Source organism: Albidovulum denitrificans (genome assembly GCF_002973535.1).
Classification (GTDB): Bacteria; Pseudomonadota; Alphaproteobacteria; order Rhodobacterales; family Rhodobacteraceae; genus Albidovulum; species Albidovulum denitrificans.
The window spans coordinates 227,705-248,012 of the sequence record NZ_PVEP01000006.1; the positions used below are offsets into that span (position 1 = coordinate 227,705).

A 20,308-nucleotide genomic window follows, 5' to 3' on the forward strand; every position below is an offset into this window, starting at 1 on the left:
CCGATGGCACCGCTTCTGCAAGCGACCGGACTTGAGGTTCACTACGGACCTGTCGAGGCGGTGCGCGGGGTCGACTTCGAGATCGGGGAAGGCGAGATCGTCGTCTTCCTCGGCGCCAACGGCGCGGGCAAGTCGTCAACCCTGAACGCGCTGGTCGGCCTCGTGCCGGTGCAGGCCGGAACGGTGCAGTTCGCGGACAGCGACATCACCAAGGCGCGGGCCGAAACGCTGACCCCGGCGGGCCTGACCCTGGTGCCAGAGGGACGGCGGGTCTTCGGAACGCTGAGCGTGGCCGAAAATCTGCTGATGGGCGCCTATGGCATCCGCGACAAGGCGCAGGTCGCGGCCGCCTGGGACCGGGTCTATACCCTGTTTCCGATCCTGCACGAACGGCGCGGGCAATTCGCCGGAACCCTGTCCGGTGGCCAGCAACAGATGCTGGCGATCGGCCGCGCGCTGATGAGCAATCCGAAGCTTTTGTTGCTGGACGAGCCTTCGCTGGGCCTAGCCCCGAAGATCGTCGAGCAGGTGTTCGACCTGATCGTCACGCTGCGCGATCAGGGGGTGACGCTGGGCGTGGTGGAACAAAACGCGATGCAATCGCTCGCGATTGCGGACCGTGGCTACATCTTCGCCGGCGGCAGGATCGTCGGGTCGGGATCGGCGCAGGACCTGGGCGAATCCAGCCTGTTGAGCGGCGCCTATCTGGATGCCTGAGGATGACGGCGTCGAATGCAGGATGCGCGGCGGGCCGGCAGGCAGGGCCGCTGACCGAATGGATGTGAAGGGGCGGGTCTGACATGGATCTCTTTCTACAGCAGACAGTGAACGCGATCTCGCTGGGCGGCACCTATGCGCTGCTTGCGCTGGGGCTGGCGGTGGTCTTTTCGATCATGGGCCTCATCAACTTCGCACATGGGGAGTTGATGACGATCGCGGGCTATGTGCTGATGTTCTGCGGCCTCGCCGGGATGCCCTTCGTCCTGTCGATCCTTCTGGCGGTCTCTGCCTCGGTCGTGGCTGCCGTGCTGATGGAACGGATCGCCTTCCGGCCGGTCCGCAACGCCTCGGGCGCGACGCTTCTGGTGACATCATTCGCCGTCTCCATGGTGCTTCAGGTGCTGTTCCAGAACCTGATCTCCGTCCGGTCGCAGCCCGTGCTTCTGCCGCAGATTCTGTCGGAAAGCGTTCGCATCGGCGGCTTTGTCATCGGCGTCAACAAGATCCTCGCCATCGTCGCGACGGTGGTCATGCTGATCTTCCTCGACTGGTTCATGAAGCGGCAGAAGGCGGGCATCGCGATGCGTGCGGCCGCCGAGGATTTCGCCGTCGCGCGGCTAATGGGCATTCGCGCCAATACCGTCATCGCGGGGGCCTTCGCGCTGTCGGGCCTTCTGGCCGGGGTCGCGGCCGTCCTGTGGGTGTCGCAGCGCGCCTCCGTCGATCCGCTGATGGGGTTCATGCCGGTCCTGAAGGCATTCATCGCCGCCATCCTCGGCGGGCTCGGTTCCCTGCGCGGGGCGGTTGCGGGGGGCTTCCTACTGGGGTTCATCGAGATTTACCTTGCCGCCTTCCTTCCGCCGGAATGGCAGGAGTTCCGCGATCCGATCGGACTTGCGCTGGTCGTTGCGGTGTTGCTGATACGGCCCAACGGCCTGATCCCGGCACCCGCGTTGAAGGCACAGAAAGTATAGGGCGCGGCACGCATGACAATATCTTCATTGCTGGGGCCGCGCGATCCCGCGCCGGTCGAGGTCCTCAACCCCACGGGCAAGGCGCCGCTTCTGTTGATCTGCGAACATGCCGGTCAGGCGGTCCCCGCGCGGCTTTCCGGCCTTGGTGTCACCCAGGATCAACTCGACGCCCATATCGGCTGGGACATCGGCGCCGCCGGGGTGACGCGGCGTCTTGCCAAGGCGCTGGACGCGCCAGCGGTCTTGCAGACCTACAGCCGGCTGGTGATTGACTGCAACCGCCCGCCCGAGGCCGCCGATTCCATGCCCGAGGTCAGCGACGGCCATGTCATCCCCGGCAATCGCGGCCTTGCCGAAGCAGACCGGCAGGCCCGCATAGATGAGATATTCGCGCCCTATCAGGCCGCCGTGGCCGACATGCTTGACCGCGCGCCCTTCCGCGCGACCGTCTCGATCCACAGTTTCACGCCGCGCATGAATGGCTTCGACCGACCCTGGGACATCGGCTTTCTCTTCCGGCGGGACGAGGCGACATCGACCCGGATCGCCCGAACGCTTGCCGCGCAGGCCCCCGAACTGACCATCGGTATGAACCAGCCCTATCAGGTGGACGATGCGTCCGACTGGTTCGTACCCCGGATCGGCGAGGCGCGCGGCCTGTGCCACAGCCTGATCGAGATCCGCAACGACCATATCCGATCTTCCACCGGCCAGGCGCTTTGGGCAGACCGCCTGTCCCATGGCCTGCGCCCCCTCATCATGGAACACCTGACATGACCCTGACACGCAACGTCCCCCTCACGCCCGCGCAATCGGCGCTGCTGTTCATCGACGTCCAGAACTTCAGCGCGCATCGCAAAGGGGCCGAGTTCGCCGACCTGCCCGAAGCGGAGTTCCGCGAGACATACGGCTGGTTCTTCGACGAATTGAAGGGCCGCGTCATTCCCAACATGCAGGCGCTGCAAGCGGGGTGCCGCACGGCCGGGGTGGAGGTGATGTACACCACGATCGAAAGCCTGACGCTCGACGGCCGCGACCGCAGCCTTGACTACAAGATCACCGGCTTCAACGTCGCCAAGGGATCATGGGACGGCAAGGTCATCGACGAGATCGCGCCCGAGGGCGATGAGATCGTCTTGCCAAAGTCCTCCTCCTCGGTCTTCGTTTCCACCCATATCGACTATGTGCTGCGCAATCTGGGGGTGCGGCAACTGGTGATCAGCGGGCTTATCACCGATCAATGCGTGGAAAGCGCGATCCGCGATGCCTGCGATCTGGGCTATCTGGTGACGCAGGTGACCGATGCCTGCCTGACCTACAGCCAGGCCCGCCACGACAATTCCCTGCGCACGATCAAGGGCTATTGCCGCCAGGTGACGACGGCCGAACTGCTGGCCGAACTGGACGGTTAGCCATGCCCGGTAACAGCCTTTATGCCCGCGACACGGGCGCGATCTCCGACCTGCAAAAGCTGCGCTTCTTTCCGCAGGAAGTGTCGCACGGCGAAGGCTGTTACCTCTACGATCCCGACGGGCGCGGCTATCTGGACCTGTCGGCGGGCTGGGGCGCGGCGAGCCTTGGCTATGCGCATCCCGACTGGGTGGCGCGCGTCCATGCGGCGCTTCTGAACCAGGCCGGGGCGACGCTGCTGTCCTCGGCGGTCGCCCCGGCGGTCGAACTGGCCGAACGCCTGCTGGAGATGACACCGGGCGGCGCGGAGCGCCGGGTCTGGCTGGGCCATTCCGGCAGCGACGCGAATGAGACGGTCGCCCGCGCCGTCGCCGCCGCGACGGGACGGCCCCGGATCATGTCCTTCGCCGGCGCCTATCACGGCGGCACGCAGGGGTCGATGGCGGTTTCGGCGCATCCGGTTCAGTCGCATGCGACACGCGACACCGGCCTGACCTCCGTTCCCTATCCCGACACGTTCCGGCCCTTCGACGGCGACGCAAGCGGCGGCGCGCTGCTTGACCATATAGAGACGCTTTTACGCATCACCTGCCCAGGGGATGAGGTCGCGGCCTTCTTCATCGAACCGATCCAGTCCGATGGCGGACTTCTGGTGCCGCCGCCGGGGTTCCTGAAGCGGTTGGGTGAAATCTGCGCGCGCCATGGCATCCTGACCGTCTGCGACGAGGTGAAGGTGGGGCTTGGGCGCACCGGAAAGCTGCATGCCTTCGAACATGAAGGCTGGACGCCCGATATCCTCGTCTTCGGCAAGGGGCTGGGCGGCGGCCTGCCGGTTTCGGCCGTCGTCGGCCCGGCGACGATCCTGAACCATGCGACGGCCTTCTCGATGCAGACCACCCACGGCAACCCGATTTCGGCCAGCGCCGCGCTTGGGGTCCTCGACCTGATCGAACGCGACGGGCTGGCGGCCAATGCTGCCCGCACCGGCGCGCATCTTATGGAGGCCCTGAAAACGACCTTGAAGGGCAATGCCCATGTCGGCGACATACGCGGGCGCGGTCTTGTCATCGGCATCGAACTGGTCGGCAGGGACGGCTCAGCCGCCCCGCAACTCGCCCGGCGCGCGGTCTACCGGGCGTGGGAGCTTGGGCTGATCGCCTATTACGTCGGGGCCGGGTCCAATGTGATCGAGCTGACGCCCCCATTGATTCTGAACAAGACGGACGCGGACCTGGGCGCCGCGCGTCTGGGGCAGGCCATTGCCGATGCCTGCGCGGGCAGGGTTGACGATGCCGCCATCGCCGCGTTTCAGGGGTGGTAGGTGCGGCAGGGACCACGAGGTCAGCGAAGGAGCATGGGGTGGACTGGCTGAAACCGGCGATGGATCACTTCCGCCTGCGCCCCGAAACGGAGCGTCTAGGCGGCGAATACGACCTGAATTTCCGCGCCACTGACGATGACGGGCCGGTCATCCTGAAGGTCATGCGCGACGGCTGCGATCCCGCGCTGGTCGGGATGCAGATCGGCGCCATCAACCATGCGCGGGCCATGGATCCGGATCTGCCCTTGCCCGCCATCATCGGCGCGCCGTTCTCATTTCCCGACGATGCCGGGGCGCAGCGCCTTGGCTGGGCGCAGCGCGCGTTGCCCGGCCGACCCTTTGCCGAGGTGGTGGAACCGTCGCTTCCTCTCCTGCACGATCTCGGGGCCATGGCGGGCAGACTGTCGCAGGCTTTGCGCGGTTTCGATCACCCGCTCTTGGACCGCGCACAGAAATGGCAGTTGACCGAGGCGGGCTGGATCAGGGACCATCTGCATGTCCTTTCCGGCGCCCGCCGCGCGCTGGTGGAGGGCATCCTTGCCGCGTTCGATGCCCTGCGCCCCACGCTTGACACCTTACCCCGGCAGGCGGTCCACAACGACTTGAACGACTGGAATATCCTGATCTGTCAGGGGATCGCCGCGCCATCCGCCGTCACCGGGCTGATCGACTTTGGCGACATGACCCGCGCCCCGGTGGTGACCGACCTCGCCATCCTGGCAGCTTACGCCATCCTCGACCGCGATGATCCCGAGGCGGCGCTGGCCGCGCTGGTCGCGGGCTATCACGGGACCTGCCCGGTGGGGGAGGGTGACCTCGCGCTTCTCTGGCCGCTGATCCGCATGCGGCTTGCTGTCAGCGTGGTGAATTCGACGATCGAGGCCGCCGGGCGCCCGGACGATCCCTATGTGACGATCTCGCAGGCCCCGGCCTGGCGGCTTCTGGAACGGGGTGACCTTGACCCGGCGCGGATCCTCGCCCGGCTGCGGCTGGCCTGCGGCTTGCCGGTCGTGCCTGAGGCGCCCGCGATCCTTGGCTGGCTCGATGCCATGCGCGGGACATTCGCCCCGGTCATTACCGATGACATCACGCGCTTTCCGGTCGGCGATCTTTCGGTCAGCGGCAGCCTTTGTCCCGAAAACCCCTTCGCGCTTTCCCCGGACGAGGCGGCAGGGCTGGGCCGGGCCGATACCCGCTGGCTTGGCCGTTATGGCGAGCCGCGGCTGATCTATACAGAACCCGCCTTCACCGGCGCGACCAAAAGCGCGACCCGCCGCACCGTCCACCTTGGGGTTGACCTGTTCGCCCCTGCGGGGACAGCGCTGCATGCCCCCCTTGACGGCAGGGTCGTCCGGGCCGGGGTCGAGGACGGCGCGCAGGGCTATGGCGGGATGGTCGTCCTGCGCCATGACACGCAAGCAGGTAGCCTCTACACGCTCTGGGGCCATCTGGCCGCCGGGTGCGCCCGCCTGAAACCGGGGCAGCGGATCGCGGCGGGCGAGGCCTTCGCCCATGTCGGCGATCTGCCCGAAAACGGCGGCTGGGCGCCGCATCTGCATCTGCAACTGGGTTTCGCAGACGATCCCGACTGGGACGGCGTGGCTGACCCCGATGCGCGCGAACTTCAGATGGCGCGCTTTCCCAACCCCGCCGCGCTCCTGAACCTGCCCGACGCGCATCTGGCCTTCGCGCCCGAACCGGAAGCCGATCTGCTGGCCTACCGCAACGCCCATTTCGCCCGGAACCTGAAACTGTCCTACCAGAAGCCGGTGATGTTCCTGCGCGGCTGGAAGCACCACCTGTTCGACCAGTGGGGGCGGCCCTATCTGGATGCCTACAACAACGTCCCCCATGTCGGCCACGCCCATCCCCGTATCCGTGCGGTGGCGGCCGACCAGCTGGGCCGGATGAACGCGAATACCCGCTACCTGCACCCGGCCCAGCGGGCCTTTGCCGAAAAGCTGACCTCGAAGATGCCCGAAGGGCTGAACGTCTGCTTCTTCGTCAATTCCGGGTCCGAGGCGAATGAGCTTGCCCTGCGCCTCGCCCGTGCCGCGACAGGTGGCCATGACATCGTGACGCCCGATCACGGCTATCACGGCAACACCACCGGCTGCATCGACATCTCGGCCTACAAGTTCGCCAAGCCGGGAATGGACGGCCGAAAGCCATGGGTCCATCTTGTCGATGTCGCCGACGATTACCGTGGCCGCTTCCGCGCCGACGATCCGACCTGCGCGCAACGCTACGCCGCCCAGATCGACGGCGCGCTGAAGGAGGTGACCACCCGTGGCGGCAGGCTTGCCGGATTCATCTGCGAAACCTTCCCCAGTGTCGGCGGCCAGATCATTCCGCCCAAGGGCTATCTTGCCGGCGTCTATGACCGCATCCGCGCGGCGGGCGGCATCTGCATCGCCGATGAGGTGCAGACCGGGCTTGGCCGTCTTGGCGACTATTACTTCGCCTTCGAACAGCAGGGCGTGGTGCCTGACATCGTCGTGCTGGGCAAGCCGATCGGCAACGGCCACCCGCTTGCCGCCGTCGTCACCACGGCGGAGATTGCCGCCCGTTTCGCGAAGGGGGCGGAATATTTCTCGACCTTCGGGGGATCGAACCTGTCCTGCCGTATCGGGCGCGAGGTGCTTGACATCGTCGATGAGGAGGACCTGCAAGGCAATGCCGCGCGCACCGGCGCGCGCCTGCTTTCCGGGCTGCGGGCGTTGCTGAACCGTCACGAGGCCATTGGCGAGGTGCGCGGCATGGGCCTTTTCACCGGCGTCGATCTGGTGGAGGACCGTGAAACCCGCGCCCCCGCCACCCGCATTGCCGATCACGCCATCAACCGCCTGCGCGAGATGCGCATCCTGATCGGCCGCGAGGGGCCAGCCGACAATGTCCTCAAGATCCGCCCGCCGCTGACCATCGACGCGGAAGGTGTGGACCTGATCTGCGCGGCGCTCGACACGGCGTTGTCTGAGGTCGCACGCTAAAGCGTGACGGACCTTGAGGATGGGGCAGGGGACCGCAACACGGAAAGGGCTTGCCGCAGGGTCGCTGCGTGGCATCCTCACTTGCCCGCGAGCAATACCCGTGGCGACATGATCCCCTGCGGGTCGATCGTGCGCTTGATTGCTGTCATCAGCGCGATCTCGGCCGCGGGTTTCCTGGGGCAAAAGTTGGAGGTCTTCACGCGTACACTGGAGCTGAACGCGGCCTATCCCCGCCAATGGCGCCACGCCGTTTCGGGTCTTCGCCGGGCCGCCGGACAATCACGCCCAGCGGGCCGCTCCTCTCAAGCGACTTCAAAGTTTGCGACAGAACGCACTATTGCGGCGCGGCTTTCTGATAGCGGGGAACATTTGTGGCCGGTGTGGACAGATGCCCATGCAGCTACTATTTTCGAAGAGTAGCGGGCTCTGGTCGGCACGCCAGTGAGACAGGATTTTGGCGATGTCAGGAATTTCTCCTCCTCTCAACGACATCCTGCGGGGCATTCGCTCGGGGATGACGGCAGGACGAATTGCGATCACCCCCTTCCGGGAGATCGTTCCACCGCCGGTACGAGGTTTCGTGGGCGATCTGGTTTCCGGGGTGGATTTCTTCGCCAACAAGGTGGACCGGGCTTCATCTTTCGTGGCGCGCAACTTCATGGATTCGGATCGCGTCTGGCGGCGCGATGGCTGCTGGACACTTGGAGAACTCGCCGCGAGGCCAGACGGGGACAGCATATTCGCACCGCTCGCCCATGGGGTGCTTCGGTCTGCCTACCGGCGCTTCGCGACGGGCGAGTTTCTGGTCAGCGAGATGCGCGCGAGCCTGGCGTTCAGTCAGGCTGTCGCCGTTTCCGACCGGGATCATTCGTTGTTGCCCGTCGAATTGCTGCGCCGTCTGCTGGATGGAGAGGTGATACATCGCGCTCCGTTCGGTGAACCTGTCGAGGGCGAAGCCGCACGGCTGTCGGCGATCGCCCTGATCCTGTGGCTTCTGGCGGACCGCACACCCCAGACGGAGGACAATGATCTTCTGGATGTCTGCTGCGACGCCGCGGGGCATATCGACAGGCATCTGTCAGTCGAGACGTCCGACCCCGCTGCGATTGTCGTCGCGATTAGCGAATGCGCGAGGTTGATCTGAAAGGTTCTGCAATGTCGCGGCCCGCACTTTCAATCGTCAGGAATCGCGCCGGAGAGGTTAAACGAGACGTGCGCCGGTTGCGCTGGTTCCGCCGCGCATTTCTCGAACAGGTGGCCTCGGTCTCCGGGCATACGCGCACAGGATACGATGTCGATACCGCGCGGCTGGCGGGTGCGTTCCTGACATGGAGCAAGGAAATTGACCGTCAGAAGCCCTCTGCCGAGGCGGACAAACGTCCCTTTGTGGACTTCGCTGCGGGCCTGATGCTTCGCGAACTGATCGTGGCGGGGCCGCTGACTGCGCGTCGGTCGGGGTCGGATGATCCCGGTGCAGAACCACATGCCTTCTGGCCCGAGGGATATGCTTATGTGACCTTCTGCCTGAACATACGCGATGCGGTCCTGCAACAGACCTACCATGAGACCGCCGGGACCTCGGCGACCTTTCACGATCTTCGGACCTGGTGGTCATTTCGCGAAAATGTCGCCGAGGATCCGCGCCTTGCGCTGCCGTTTCTCGAACTGTTTGCAGGCATATCGCCGGTATGGACCCGGCCCGACAGTTTCCTTGCGCGCAGAGAGGCAAAGCCTGCGCCTGTCGGTGCAGGCAAGCTTCGTCTGGTATGGAATGAGGGGCAGGGGCCGACCGCAGAAGGCCCCCGGGATCTTGCCCGCGGGACCCTCGACCCATCCGTCTCTCTGGTGATCTTTGATCTGGCGACCCTGTCCAATTATTCGGATATCTACGTGACGGCGCTGGCGGGTTACATTCAGGACTTCGGCACGTCCATCAACCTTGACGAGACAAGGGAACGCTTCCTGCGCGCTCCACTCAATCTGGCCATGACCTATGTGGCACTCAAAACGGGCCAAGTGTGTCCATCCGCTTTCATCAGCCGGTTCAAGGATATTCTCGCTGAGCGCCGGGAACAGGATTTGCAACTTCTGCCGGGCATTCAGAGCGTCCTTAAGGATCTGTCGGCGGCATCGGTTGATATCGCCGTTCTTTCCACCGGCGACGCTGAGGAAGATGCGGCCGTTCTCGGGCGGCTGTCACGGTTAACCCCTGGCGGCAGTGCTTCTGGGTTCGGAGATGTTCTTCTGGATGACGTCGGGGGCGGACTTCTGGATGATCGTGCCGTCGCTTCCTGCGTCTTGGTGAGCGACGACCGGCAAAAGCTCATCGCGGCCCGGAAGGCAGGGATGTGGACGATCCGCCTTGTCGGCGAGGGCGGCCCAGAGAAACCATCCGGCGCGGGGTCGCAAGACTTTGTGATCGACAGCTTCTTCAGCTTCCCAGGTCCAGCCCTCTGAGGTGCGCGACGTCAGGGTCGTGGTCTGGCTTGCGGTGTAGATCTGGCCGATGGTCGCCCTTTCGCGCGACGACAGACCCCGGTCAGCGCCCTACATTTCCAGGAGTTTCTCTGCCGTTTCCGAGTCTGTAATCAGTATTCGAGCCTTGACGGCACGCAGCGCCGCCCTGATGCCTGCGACCTTTTGCGTCCCACCCGCAGCGAGAATGATCCGGCCGACAGAGGCGACCTCTTCCGGGAGCAGGGACATGATGCAGCGGTTGATCGGATGATCGACGAGATGACCCTCGGCGTTCACGAAGCAGCACAGGATGTTTGCGACGGCGCCAAGCTTCTGAAGCGGTTCGATCAGTTTCGTCGGCACGATGCCATGTTTGAAGATCGTCGCCGTCGGCGCCACTTCACCGACGGTCAGGATCGCGAGATCGGCCTTGCGCGCACGCCGACGAACCTCGGCAAGCATTGGCTGCGCCCAGAGCCGGTCGCGCAGATCCGCATCGTCCAGCACCACGGGGGCCGAGATCTGATAGCTTTCGACGCCCAGCCGTTCGGCCATCTTGCTGGCGACGATGGAGGGATTGATCCATTTCGAAAAGGGCAGCGAGCCCACCAAGCTTACCACGACGGTGTCCTGAAGCATGCGCCGATGCATGAAATCGAGGCTTGAATGCAACGTTGCACCACCGCCTACGGCGACTGTCATGCCGTCATTGACGTGCTGGTTGACATAGGTCGCCACCGCATGACCGATAGAACGTTCAAGATGCTTCGGATCATGCGGCGCGGGTACGACAATTGCGCTTTCGAGACCCCATCGTTCTTCGAGTTTGCGCTCAAGTTCGACCTGGTAGGCCGACTTCGCGTTGACAGTCGTTATCACCAGGTGGTCCGCGCTGCTGGCAGCAAGCGAACGCACGACTGTTGACCGCCCGACGTCAAGGAGTGACGCAATGGCCTCCTGTGTCATACCTTCGACATGATAGAGCCACGCAACCTTTACGTTCAGATCGGATGAGATGAACGCGGCATTCTTGGACTGGAACTTGGTATCCATTGTGCGTCCCTTCCAGAATGCGTGGTCGCCTGACGCCGGGGCGTACCGTGTGCTGACAGATAGGAGAAGGTGGCAGACAATATTGCCGACCGCAATCCCGGTCAATTGTTGTTGACGAGGTCAAATGTTCACACTTAGTCTTGCAGTATTCAGAGTAAGGTCTGAAAACCAGAGGGAGGATGTCACGAATGGCCAGGTCAAAGGCACTGCTCGAACTGGGCACCGCAGCCATGATGCTTGCGGGTCTCGCGAACACGGCGGGCGCCGGGGAGTTGATGCTCTACACGTCTCAGCCGGAATCTGACGCTGCCGAGACGGTCGCGGCATTCGAGGCGGCGAACCCGGACGTGACCGTTCAGGTTTTCCGTTCAGGGACGAGCGATCTGCTCACCAAGCTGGCGGCGGAATTCGCGGCTGGCAGCCCGCAGGCGGATGTGCTGCTGATCGCCGATGCCGTCTCGATGGAGGGGCTGAAGGCCGATGGCCGGCTGGCCGCCTATCCTGAGGCCAATACCGACGGCATCGAAGCGAGCGCGGTCGATCCTGAAGGCTACTATTTCGGGTCCAAGCTCATCACGACGGGCATCGTCTATAACACCTCCGCTGCCGAACACCCGGCGAAGTGGTCGGATCTGACCGGTCCCGCCTACAAGGATCTGGTGGTGATGCCGAGCCCGCTCTATTCCGGCGCAGCCGCCTATATGTTGTCGGCTTTTGCCGAGCGTGAAGATCTGGGCTGGAGCTTTTTCGAGCAGATGCAGGCGAATGGCCTGACTGCGGTGCGCGGAAACGGCGCGGTTCTGAAGTCGGTCGCGACCGGCGAGAATGCCTATGGTATCGTCGTGGACTTCCTTGCGATGAACGCAAAGAAAGATGGCGCGCCTGTCGAGTTCGTGTTCCCGGAAGAAGGCGTCACGGCCGTCACCGAACCGGTGGCGATCATGTCGACGGCCAAGAACCCCGACGACGCGCACAAGTTTGTCGATTTCATCCTTTCGGACGACGGTCAGAAGCTGGCCCTCAGCCAGGGGTATCTGCCCGCCCGTGAAAGTGTCGGTCGACCCGAATGGCTGCCGGAAGGCGTGAAGGTCAAGGTCATGGAGGCCGACGTGGGCGCGATCGTCGGCAAGATCGACGAAAACAAGCAACGCTTTTCCACCCTGTTCGGCGGATAAGAGCAAACGCGATGGGCGTGTCCGCACCGGAAGGTCAGGGCCAGAGAATGGCCCTGACGGCGATGGTCGTCGCTGTCATCGTCGTCTTTTCCCTGATGCCGATGCTCCGGCTGTTGCAGGAGATCGTCCTTCCCGGCGGCCATTTCTCATTGGCGGCGGTCGGCAAGGGGCTTGGCGACCCGGTGGTCTGGCGCGCCACGATGAATTCGCTGGTCGTCGGGCTTGGCGGGACGGCGCTGGCGCTTGTCCTGGGCGTTCTCGTGGCGTTCATCGTCGGGCTGACCGACATACGGATGACACAGGCGTTGGTCCTGTGTTTCGTGACGCCCCTTATGATCGCGCCGCAGGTGACTGCGCTCGCCTGGCTGCAACTTTTCGGCCCGTCAAGCGCGCTTTTGCACCTTTTCGGGATAGCGCCCCCGCTGGGGACACCCAACCCGCTCTACTCCGCCGGTGGGATCATGGCCCTTCTCGGCATTCAATACTCGCCCCTCGTCTTCCTCGTTGTCCGGGCCGGTATGCGCCGACTGCCGCGTGAGCTTGTCGAAGCCGCCAAGGCAAGTGGGGCGGGACCGTTCCGCGTTGCGGGTACGATCATCCTGCCACTGATGACGCCGGTCATCGTCGGTGCCGCTGCGCTGACCTTCGTCTCCTGCGTCGGAAATTTCGGCATTCCCGCGTTTCTTGGTATTCCCGCGAACTACCTCGTCTTGCCGACGCTGATCTTCCAGCGCCTCGCGGGGGGCGGCCCGGCGGTTCTTTCCGACGTCGCGTTCCTTTCGGTGATCATCGGCGTCATCGCCATGGCCGGTATCTTCTTGCAGGACTTCTACAGTCGGCGTCGCGACTTTCGCATCACCACGGCGTCGCTGCCGCCCGAACCCTATGCGCTCGGCCGCTGGCGGCTACCGCTTGAGCTTTCGATGATCGCGCTCATCGCGGTTATTCTGGTGCTGCCGATCTGCGGTCTGCTGATGACTTCTCTGGTGCGTGGATACGGTGTCATGCTCACGGCCGACACCATCACCCTTGACAACTACCGGTTCATTCTCTTCGAGCACGCGGCATCCCGCAGGGCGTTTCTCAACAGTTTCAGCCTGTCGATAGCCGTCGCGATCTTCGCGGTCTTCGTCGCGGTTCCGGTGGGTTATGTGATCGCCTGGGGCAAGGCCCGCTGGATCAAATGGCTGAGCGTCTCGGTAGAGCTGCCCTATGCCCTGCCCGGTGTGGTCTTGGCGATTGCCTCGCTTCTTCTCTTCCTGAAGCCGCTGCCCGTCCTCGGTGTTCAGCTCTATAACACCGTCTGGATCATCCTGTTCGCCTACCTCGCCCGTTTCCTCGTGCTGAGCGTTCGGCCAACAGTCAACGCATATGCCCAGATCGACCGGTCGCTTGAAGAGGCCGCCGAGGTTGCAGGCGCGCGTCTTTTCACGCGCCTTAGCACAATCGTCTTCCCTCTGGTTGCTCCGGCCGCGATCGCCGGCGGGATATTGGTGTTCATGACCGCGCTGAGCGAACTGACCGTCTCGGCGCTGTTGTGGTCCTCGGGCGCCGAGACTCTGGGCGTGGTCATCTTCTCTTTCGAACAGGGCGGCGATTCAAAATATGCCTCGGCGCTGTCGGCGGTTGTCGTGGCGATTACCTTTCTCATGATGCTGGGCGTCAACCTGTTTGCCCGCAAACTTCCAAGCGGGGTGCTGCCGTGGCGGGATTGACCATTCGAGGTCTGACAAAGACTTTCGGCGCAGTCGACGCGCTCAAAGATGTTTCATTGGAGGTCAAGCCGGGGGAGTTCCTGGCGGTCTTGGGTCCGTCCGGTTGCGGGAAGACAACGCTCCTGCGCATGATCGCTGGGTTCGAGACGGTATCCTTCGGTGAGATCGAAATCGAAGGCGAGGTGGTATCACGTCCGGGTTACGAGGTTCCACCGAACCGCCGCCGGATCGGAATCGTCTTCCAGAACTATGCGCTCTGGCCCCACATGAGCGTGGCCGAAAATATCGGCTATTCGCTCAAGGTCGCGAAGATAGCCGCGGGAGAGCGAAAGCGGCGGATAGAAGAGGCGCTATCGGTCGTCAGTCTCAGTGGCATGGGCGACAGATCTCCGGGGAGTTTGTCCGGTGGCCAGCGGCAGCGCGTTGCGCTGGCCCGGTGTCTGGTTGCGGAACCGGCTCTGGTTCTGTTCGACGAACCGCTGGCCAATCTCGACGTACACCTCCGGGCGTCGATGGAAGACGAATTCGCTGCATTTCACAAGCGTACCGGAACGACCGTCGTCTACATCACCCATGATCAGACAGAGGCGATGGCGCTGGCCGACAGGATCGCCGTCATGGATCACGGGCGGATCATGCAACTCGCCGCGCCGCAGACGATCTATCACGAACCGGCGAATGAAATGGTGGCCAGGTTCATCTCGCACGGGATGGTCATCCCGGTGACCATGCGGACATCCGAACGCAACGGCACCTGCGAGGCGGATATTCTGGGGCAGCCCATCACGCTGCGGTGCCGCACCGGCGAGGCCCCCCGAAGCGGAGCCGTCGTATGCTGCCGCGCCGAGGATGTCCGCCCCGCGAAGGACAATGAACCGGGCTTTGACGGGACGATCAAGCGCGTGGTCTACCAGGGCGGCGTTGCACGGATCGACTTTGCGCCCGCTGCCGCGCCCGATCTGAACATTCATTTCGTGCAGCCCGACCCGCAGCCCTTTGCCGCCGGAGACAGCGCGCGGCTTTGCTTCACGGGTGGATGGCTTATCCCAGAGAATACGCAGACAGGTCATTCAGCGTGACGGACCGTATCCATCTGCAAGGCGGCTTCGGCGAAAAGGGTCGCACCAGCGTCTGCATTGATGACGGCCAGAGCGTGGTCATGCTCGACGCGGGGATCCGCGTGGATGGTGGTCCGCATGACTATCACCCGCGCCTCGCCCGTTCCGCCGACGGTATTGATGCACTGGTGATAACCCATGCGCATGAGGACCACATCGGGGCTTTGTGCTGGATGCTCTCCCAAGGCTTTCGCGGGCAGGTCTACATGACCCCGTCAACGCGCGCGGAGATGCAGATGACGCTTGAGCAGTATGCCCGCCCGGAAGACCTGACGGATTTCCCGGTCACCGACGACAGGATCGAACTCTTCAACCCCGGCGATTCATTCGGCATCGGCAGCCAGACTATCCGAACCGGCCATTCCGGTCATGTCGCGGGCGGCGTCTGGCTTCATGTCGCATCGCGCAACCAGAGGACACTCTATTGCGGCGACGTTCAGCCCGACAGCACGGCTTTCCCGTTCACCTCGGTGCCCGAAGCTGACCTGGCGATTCTCGATTGTTCATATGGTACCGACCAGACAGATGCGGCCATCCGCTCTGACCGCATTCTTGGCTGGGTCCGGGCGCATAAAGGCGGCTGTGTCCTGCCGACGCCGCTGGCCGGACGCTCCATCGAGCTTGTGATCCTTCTTCCTGATGAGATCGCGGTCGTCGAGGGCATGAAAGATGCGCTGAGACAGCAGATTGCGGACCGTTCGCTTCTGAGACCCGGCGTGTCCGAGAGGGTTTCGGCCAGGATTGATCGTGCGCGGGACTGGCGCGTCGGGTCCGAACTGCCGGACTGCCCGCTGCTGGTCCATGACGGGATGGGCGCCGCCGGACCGGCATCGGACGCCCTTGCGCAGGCCGAGAGAACTGGCCAGCCGGTTCTGCTGACCGGCCATCTTCCCGCAGGTTCTCCCGGCCAAAGGATGTTCGGTGCGGGTTCGGCTGACTGGCTTCGGTATCCGACCCATCCGGTTCTGTCGCAGAACATGGCGATCTGGGAAGCCGCCGGTCGCCCCGCGCTGCTTGGCCATTCCTGCGATGCAGCCGCCTTGATGTCGCTTGGAGCGGTACTTCCGGGGCTGAACGTCACTGCCAGAACCGGCGACACGATAGGGGATGTCAGGCGCACATGATGCGGCTACTGCTTGCAAACGATGACGGAATCGATGCGCCGGGCCTCGCCCTTCTGGAACGTGCCGCGCGGGAGATCAGCGACGATGTATGGGTCGTGGCGCCGTCCGAAAAACGCACCGCAGCGGGACATTCGCTGACCATCGCCCGGCCCTTGACGATGATCCGCAAGGGCGAAAGGCGTTATTCGTGTTCGGGAACACCTGCCGACTGCGTTCTGACCGCGATGACCTGGCTCTTCGGTCCGTCTGAACGCCCCGATCTGGTGCTTTCCGGTGTCAACGATGGCAAGAATGTCGGTGAGGACATCGGATATTCGGGGACGCTTGGCGTGGCGCGCGAGGCGACCTTCTGGGGGATCCCGGCCATCGCATTCTCGCGCGTGAAGACCCCGGTATTGTCCGAGCGCGACGGCGATTTCGTTGCCGACCTCATCACGAAATTCTGGAGCAGGAAAAAGGATTGGCTGATCGAGGGTCACTGGCTGTCGGTCAATCTTCCGGCGTCCCTTCCGGCGCCGCTCGGTCTGGCTTCGATCGGACGAGACAAGGTTGGCGTGTCTTGCGAAGTGGTGCGGAGCGAAGGTCCAAAGACGGAACTCATCGTTCCGCGCGGGCGGCAGAATACGACAAGAGACGGCGATGAGAATGACGCGCTTGCGAGGGGGATCGCGACCGTCAGCCGTCTGAAATGGGCGGGCGAGACCGCGTTGCCGCCTGAGTTTCTGAATTCGCTCTGACGGTTTGGTGCTTGGCGCGCATGTCAGCCATGACTGCCGCCGGGCGCGTCAACTCAACGTCTCTTCCCGTCCATCCGCGACCCGGATGACCGCGCCTTGCGGGGCGCTGATCCGGTGCCAGTCGGGGCGTGGGAGGTTGGTCAGCAGCCCGCGGATCACGGTCAGCACGACCTTGTGCGCGACGATGACCGCCGGTCCGGGGATATCGGACAGGAAATCGCGCAGGCGGCTTTCGAGGCGCGTCAGACCCTCTCCGCCCGGCGCGTTCATGTAGAGGTCCCAATCGGTCGCGCAGGTCGCCACCAGATCGGGATCGCGCCCGGCGCGCTCGGCCGGTGTCAGCCCCTCCCACGCGCCGCAGTCAAGCTCCCGCAGCCGGGGATCGACGACGGGCGCCACGCCGCCCAGGGCGATCCGGGCGGTTTCGCGGGCGCGGGGCAGGGGACTGCAATAGTAGCCAAGCGCATCGGGCCGAGGCAGGTCGCGGGCCAGAATCCCGGCCTGCCGGGTGGCCTGCAAGCGGCCAAGCTCGGTCAGGGGGGAATCCAGGCTGCCCTGGATCTTCCCCTCACGGTTCCACTCCGTCTCACCGTGGCGCAGCAGGAAGAGCGTATGCGGCATGTGGACCGCGCCGCGATCCCCGCTCACAGCACGACCGCGCTGTCGGTATTGGCCAGCAGGTGAACCGCCATCCCCGGTTCGAACCAGTCACGCCCGGCGCGGTGGCTTTGATCGACGACGATCTCGGCCCCGCCGGCCTTGATCAGATAGCGAATCTGACCGCCGAGGAATTCGCGGTGCAGGACCTGCCCGGCCAGCGCATTGGCGCCGGGGTCACGCTGAAGGGTGATGTTTTGCGGCCGCAGGACGATATTCGTACCGCTCGCCGTCTTGCCTTCGGGCAGCGCCAGCGTGTCGCCGGTCGTGGTGCGGAACCGCGCCTGTCCGCCCTCCGTCTCGACCTTGCCTTCCAGAATGTTGGCCGTGCCGAGGAAGTTCGCGACAAAGAGATTGGCGGGGGTGTCGTAAAGCTCCTGCGGGGTGCCGATCTGCTGGATCACGCCGCCATCCAGCACCGCCATCCGGTCCGAGGTGGTGTTCGCCTCTTCCTGATCATGGGTCACGAAGATCGTCGTCAGACCCAGCTTGCGTTGCAGCCGCAGCAATTCGCGGCGCATCTGCACCCGCAATGAGGCATCGAGGTTCGACAAGGGTTCGTCGAGCAGCAAAACCTCCGGCTCCGTCACCACCGTCCGCGCCAGGGCGACGCGCTGTTGCTGACCGCCCGACAACTGGTTCGGCATCCGGTCGGCCAGATGGGCAAGCCCCACAAGCTCAAGCCCCTCCTGCACCTTGGTGGCGATGTCGGCCGCCGGAATGCGCCGTTCGCGCAGGCCGAAAGCCACGTTATCGCGCACGCTCATATGCGGCCAGAGGGCGTAGGACTGAAACACCATGCCGACGTTCCGCTTCCACGGGTCCAGCGCGACGACATCCTTGCCGCCGATCAGGATACTACCCTTCGGCCGCGGACCGAACCCCGCGATAGAGCGCAGCAGCGTGGACTTGCCCGAACCGGAGGGGCCGAGAAAAGCGAAGAACTCCCCCGGTTTGATGTCGAGATTGACCCCCTTGAGGACTTCGGTCGGGCCGAAGGAGAGGTGGAGGTCCTTGATCGTGATACCAGCTTTCTTCATTTTCGTGTTCCCTATTGAACGTCGCCGGAGGCTTTGAGCTTCTTGTCGCGCTCGATGATGATCTGCGAGGCGATGGTGCCGATGGCGACGACGATGACGGCGACGATACCAAGGGCCGCCCCCGCGCCGCGCCCGGAGGGCGTCTGCATGAATAGATAGATGCCATAGGCCAGCGGCGCGTCATTGTTGGAACTGACGAGCATGATCGTGGCCGACAGTTCAACCGCCGCCGTGGCAAAGCTGGTGACGAACCCGGCGAGGATACCACCCGTCATCAGCGGCACGACAACCTTCTGGATGGTCCGCCGTTTGGTCGCGCCAAGGCTTTCTGCGGCTTCCTCAAGCGCGAGGCTGACCTGTTGCAGCGCAGCCATGCAGGCGCGCAGCGCATAGGGCAGGCGCCGGATCATCAGGGCCATTGCGATGATGACCCACCAGCTTGCCAAGGGCTTGCCAATCAGCGGCACGTCGATCGCGTGGAAGGTGCGCAGATAGCCGATGCCCAGGACGACCCCCGGCACCGCCAGCGCCGCCGTCGCGAGGTAATCGAGACCCTTGCGCCCGAAGATCTTCGTGCGGATCACGATATAGGCGATGGCCGTGCCAAGGATCACGTCCAGCGTCGCGGCGATCCCGGCATAAAGGACGGTGTTGACGATGAAGGTTTTCGATCCGGCCCACATCGTGACGTAGTTCTGCAACGTATAGGCATCGGGCAGGGGCGCAAAGCTCCAGATCGTGCCGAAGGACAAAAGCGCGAGGCCGATATGGGGCGACAGCACCACCAGCAGGATGAAGATCACCACGCCATAGGCCGCGACCTTTTCGGCGGGCTTCAGGTCGCGCTTGGCCATGCCGCCGCCGCCCTTCTGCACCGTGGCATAATCCTTGCCCCGCATCACCAGGAACGACGCCCAAAGCGACAGGATCGAGAAGGCGACGAGGATGACGGAGATGACATAGCCCATCGGATCGCTGATCCCGACGCCCGAGATGCGCAGATAGGCCTGCGGGGCGAGCATGTTGTTGACGTTCAAAAGCAAGGGCGTGCCGAGATCGTCGAAGACCTTGATAAAGACCAGCGCCGCGCCCGCGACATAGCCCGGCATGGCAAGCGGAAAGACGATCTTGCGAAAGAGCCGCATGCCCGAAGAGCCAAGGTTCTGCGCGGCCTCTTCCATCGAACGGTCGATGTTGCGCAGCGAGGCGGAGAGGTTGATCAGGATGAAGGGGAAATAATGGATCGACTGCACGAGGATCACCCCGTTCAGCCCTTCCATGAAGGGTATGTTGATCCCGAAACGCTCCCCCAGCAGCAGGTTCACGGTGCCGTTGCGCCCGAAGATCAACTGCATCGCGACCGCGCCGACGAAGGGCGGCATGATCAGCGGGATGAAGCCAAGGCTCTGGATCAGGATCGAGCCGGAGAAGTGGAAGCGGGTCGTGATATAGGCCAGCGGCAGCGCGATGGCGGTCGCGACGACGACTGACATCGCCGAGACGTAGAAGGAGTTCCAGAAGCTTTCGCGAAACAGCGAAGTACCGAAGAAATCGACAAAATTCTGCAAGGTCAGCGCCCCGGTCGCGGGGTTCTGGAAGGCGACGAAGATCACCTGCGCGACCGGGATCAGCAGCAGCCCGGTCAAGAGGAGTGCGATGAAGAGCGCGACGATATGCAGCCCGCTCAGGCGCGGAAACAGCCAGCCGGGCATACGTTCCGCAAGGCCCGTCGCGACGGGCGTCTCATGTGTGTTCGACATGGTGAGGACTTTCGGAAGGGGCTGCCACCGTCCATTGACCCTTGAGGACGATGGCAG

General features: G+C 63.9%; 18 protein-coding genes. 13 read left to right on the plus strand and 5 right to left on the minus strand.

Annotated elements, in window-relative coordinates:
• Nucleotides 1-3 precede the first annotated feature (3 nt).
• The 6 genes from LX70_RS14635 to LX70_RS14660 all read left to right on the plus strand — a co-directional run bounded on the left by LX70_RS14635 (nucleotide 4) and on the right by LX70_RS14660 (nucleotide 7,415).
• Nucleotides 4-717: an ABC transporter ATP-binding protein gene (locus LX70_RS14635; RefSeq protein WP_105515521.1), complete on the plus strand. Its 714-nt coding sequence runs from the start codon at nucleotides 4-6 to the stop codon at nucleotides 715-717.
• A gap of 83 nt (nucleotides 718-800) precedes the next feature.
• Nucleotides 801-1,694 (plus strand): branched-chain amino acid ABC transporter permease, encoded by an 894-nt coding sequence (locus LX70_RS14640; protein WP_105515522.1) that lies wholly within the window; start codon nucleotides 801-803, stop codon nucleotides 1,692-1,694.
• A gap of 12 nt (nucleotides 1,695-1,706) precedes the next feature.
• Nucleotides 1,707-2,471: an N-formylglutamate amidohydrolase gene (locus tag LX70_RS14645; protein WP_105515523.1), complete on the plus strand. Its 765-nt coding sequence runs from the start codon at nucleotides 1,707-1,709 to the stop codon at nucleotides 2,469-2,471.
• Entirely contained in the window at nucleotides 2,468-3,106 is a 639-nt protein-coding gene (locus LX70_RS14650) for a cysteine hydrolase family protein (RefSeq protein WP_105515524.1), read from the plus strand. The genes LX70_RS14645 and LX70_RS14650 overlap by 4 nt, the downstream gene beginning before the upstream one ends.
• A gap of 2 nt (nucleotides 3,107-3,108) precedes the next feature.
• Nucleotides 3,109-4,425: an aspartate aminotransferase family protein gene (locus LX70_RS14655; RefSeq protein WP_105515525.1), complete on the plus strand. Its 1,317-nt coding sequence runs from the start codon at nucleotides 3,109-3,111 to the stop codon at nucleotides 4,423-4,425.
• A 38-nt stretch (nucleotides 4,426-4,463) separates the two neighbouring features.
• The gene (locus LX70_RS14660) at nucleotides 4,464-7,415 is read left to right on the plus strand and encodes an aminotransferase class III-fold pyridoxal phosphate-dependent enzyme (RefSeq protein ID WP_245885099.1); all 2,952 of its coding nucleotides are present in this window, start codon (nucleotides 4,464-4,466) and stop codon (nucleotides 7,413-7,415) included.
• A 77-nt stretch (nucleotides 7,416-7,492) separates the two neighbouring features.
• Here the strand turns inward: LX70_RS14660 and LX70_RS21145 are convergent, their stop codons facing one another.
• Nucleotides 7,493-7,615 (minus strand): FAD-linked oxidase C-terminal domain-containing protein, encoded by a 123-nt coding sequence (locus LX70_RS21145; RefSeq protein WP_146111615.1) that lies wholly within the window; start codon nucleotides 7,613-7,615, stop codon nucleotides 7,493-7,495.
• A 260-nt stretch (nucleotides 7,616-7,875) separates the two neighbouring features.
• On the opposite strand from LX70_RS21145, the gene LX70_RS14665 reads away from it, so the two are divergent.
• Together LX70_RS14665 and LX70_RS20795 are read left to right on the plus strand one after the other, a co-directional pair.
• Nucleotides 7,876-8,559 (plus strand): hypothetical protein, encoded by a 684-nt coding sequence (locus LX70_RS14665; protein WP_146111616.1) that lies wholly within the window; start codon nucleotides 7,876-7,878, stop codon nucleotides 8,557-8,559.
• Entirely contained in the window at nucleotides 8,541-9,872 is a 1,332-nt protein-coding gene (locus LX70_RS20795) for an HAD family hydrolase (RefSeq protein WP_170076212.1), read from the plus strand. The genes LX70_RS14665 and LX70_RS20795 overlap by 19 nt, the downstream gene beginning before the upstream one ends.
• Before the next feature lie 90 nt (nucleotides 9,873-9,962).
• Here LX70_RS20795 and LX70_RS14675 read toward each other — a convergent pair whose 3' ends face one another.
• The gene (locus tag LX70_RS14675) at nucleotides 9,963-10,925 is read right to left on the minus strand and encodes a sugar-binding transcriptional regulator (protein WP_105515527.1); all 963 of its coding nucleotides are present in this window, start codon (nucleotides 10,923-10,925) and stop codon (nucleotides 9,963-9,965) included.
• A 188-nt stretch (nucleotides 10,926-11,113) separates the two neighbouring features.
• Between LX70_RS14675 and LX70_RS14680 the strand changes: the two genes are divergently transcribed.
• The 5 genes from LX70_RS14680 to LX70_RS14700 are packed head-to-tail and all read left to right on the plus strand — an operon-like array spanning nucleotide 11,114 to nucleotide 16,794.
• A complete protein-coding gene (locus LX70_RS14680; RefSeq protein ID WP_105515528.1) occupies nucleotides 11,114-12,100 on the plus strand; it encodes an ABC transporter substrate-binding protein in 987 nt (328 codons plus the stop codon).
• Between the two features lie 47 nt (nucleotides 12,101-12,147).
• Nucleotides 12,148-13,815: an ABC transporter permease gene (locus LX70_RS14685; protein ID WP_105515529.1), complete on the plus strand. Its 1,668-nt coding sequence runs from the start codon at nucleotides 12,148-12,150 to the stop codon at nucleotides 13,813-13,815.
• Nucleotides 13,803-14,894, plus strand: a complete 1,092-nt coding sequence (locus tag LX70_RS14690; RefSeq protein ID WP_105515530.1) for an ABC transporter ATP-binding protein — start codon at nucleotides 13,803-13,805, stop codon at nucleotides 14,892-14,894. Before LX70_RS14685 ends, LX70_RS14690 begins: the two co-directional genes overlap by 13 nt.
• Nucleotides 14,891-16,057 (plus strand): MBL fold metallo-hydrolase, encoded by a 1,167-nt coding sequence (locus LX70_RS14695; RefSeq protein WP_211301730.1) that lies wholly within the window; start codon nucleotides 14,891-14,893, stop codon nucleotides 16,055-16,057. The genes LX70_RS14690 and LX70_RS14695 overlap by 4 nt, the downstream gene beginning before the upstream one ends.
• The gene (locus LX70_RS14700; protein WP_105515532.1) at nucleotides 16,057-16,794 is read left to right on the plus strand and encodes a 5'/3'-nucleotidase SurE; all 738 of its coding nucleotides are present in this window, start codon (nucleotides 16,057-16,059) and stop codon (nucleotides 16,792-16,794) included. Before LX70_RS14695 ends, LX70_RS14700 begins: the two co-directional genes overlap by 1 nt.
• A gap of 48 nt (nucleotides 16,795-16,842) precedes the next feature.
• Here LX70_RS14700 and LX70_RS14705 read toward each other — a convergent pair whose 3' ends face one another.
• From LX70_RS14705 to LX70_RS14715, 3 genes are read right to left on the minus strand one after another with little or no spacing between them, the layout of a single operon-like run.
• On the minus strand, nucleotides 16,843-17,442 hold the full coding sequence (locus tag LX70_RS14705) for a histidine phosphatase family protein (RefSeq protein WP_146111617.1): 600 nt from the start codon (nucleotides 17,440-17,442) through the stop codon (nucleotides 16,843-16,845).
• On the minus strand, nucleotides 17,439-18,491 hold the full coding sequence (locus tag LX70_RS14710) for an ABC transporter ATP-binding protein (RefSeq protein ID WP_105515534.1): 1,053 nt from the start codon (nucleotides 18,489-18,491) through the stop codon (nucleotides 17,439-17,441). Before LX70_RS14710 ends, LX70_RS14705 begins: the two co-directional genes overlap by 4 nt.
• 11 nt (nucleotides 18,492-18,502) lie before the next feature.
• Nucleotides 18,503-20,251 carry an ABC transporter permease gene (locus tag LX70_RS14715; RefSeq protein ID WP_211301731.1) on the minus strand — a complete coding sequence of 583 codons (1,749 nt, stop codon included), beginning with the start codon at nucleotides 20,249-20,251 and terminating at the stop codon, nucleotides 18,503-18,505.
• Nucleotides 20,252-20,308: the final 57 nt, after the last annotated feature.

Bases quoted from the DNA above. Each gene is read 5' to 3' on its own strand.
- LX70_RS14635 (WP_105515521.1), top strand. From the start codon at position 4: ATGGCACCGCTTCTGCAAGCGACCGGACTTGAGGTTCACTACGGACCT.
- LX70_RS14640 (WP_105515522.1), top strand. From the start codon at position 801: ATGGATCTCTTTCTACAGCAGACAGTGAACGCGATCTCGCTGGGCGGC.
- LX70_RS14645 (WP_105515523.1), top strand. From the start codon at position 1,707: ATGACAATATCTTCATTGCTGGGGCCGCGCGATCCCGCGCCGGTCGAG.
- LX70_RS14650 (WP_105515524.1), top strand. From the start codon at position 2,468: ATGACCCTGACACGCAACGTCCCCCTCACGCCCGCGCAATCGGCGCTG.
- LX70_RS14655 (WP_105515525.1), top strand. From the start codon at position 3,109: ATGCCCGGTAACAGCCTTTATGCCCGCGACACGGGCGCGATCTCCGAC.
- LX70_RS14665 (WP_146111616.1), top strand. From the start codon at position 7,876: ATGTCAGGAATTTCTCCTCCTCTCAACGACATCCTGCGGGGCATTCGC.
- LX70_RS20795 (WP_170076212.1), top strand. From the start codon at position 8,541: ATGCGCGAGGTTGATCTGAAAGGTTCTGCAATGTCGCGGCCCGCACTT.
- LX70_RS14675 (WP_105515527.1), bottom strand. From the start codon at position 10,925: ATGGATACCAAGTTCCAGTCCAAGAATGCCGCGTTCATCTCATCCGAT.
- LX70_RS14680 (WP_105515528.1), top strand. From the start codon at position 11,114: ATGGCCAGGTCAAAGGCACTGCTCGAACTGGGCACCGCAGCCATGATG.
- LX70_RS14685 (WP_105515529.1), top strand. From the start codon at position 12,148: ATGGCCCTGACGGCGATGGTCGTCGCTGTCATCGTCGTCTTTTCCCTG.
- LX70_RS14700 (WP_105515532.1), top strand. From the start codon at position 16,057: ATGCGGCTACTGCTTGCAAACGATGACGGAATCGATGCGCCGGGCCTC.
- LX70_RS14710 (WP_105515534.1), bottom strand. From the start codon at position 18,491: ATGAAGAAAGCTGGTATCACGATCAAGGACCTCCACCTCTCCTTCGGC.
- LX70_RS14715 (WP_211301731.1), bottom strand. From the start codon at position 20,251: ATGTCGAACACACATGAGACGCCCGTCGCGACGGGCCTTGCGGAACGT.